At 64.8% G+C, this 250-nt stretch carries 1 protein-coding gene; it reads left to right on the top strand.

The genetic code is table 11. The features are described from left to right. A partial coding sequence (locus A8O26_RS29155) for an RHS domain-containing protein (protein WP_155740702.1) occupies positions 1 to 250 on the top strand: 250 nt, incomplete at both ends.

Below are 250 nucleotides of genomic sequence, written 5' to 3'. Positions count from 1 at the left end.
ACCTCGTCGCCGAAAGCAGCCCCAGCGAATACCGCAGCTACGTCTACGAACCCGGCACCTTCCGCCCGCTGGCCCTGCTCGACGGCAAAGGCCCGAAAAAGGCCTGCCCGTTCTACTACCAACTCGACCACCTCGGCACCCCGCTGGAACTGACCGACTACAGCGGCGAAATCGTCTGGTCGGCGCAATACGACGCCTACGGCAAAGTCGCCGCGCTGACCCTGGCCGCTGACGACTACCTGAACCAGCC

Source organism: Pseudomonas fluorescens (genome assembly GCF_001648775.1).
Lineage (GTDB): Bacteria > Pseudomonadota > Gammaproteobacteria > Pseudomonadales > Pseudomonadaceae > Aquipseudomonas > Aquipseudomonas fluorescens_M.
Note: the sequence above shows the minus strand (reverse complement) of the source record. Positions and strands in the feature narration are given on the sequence as shown.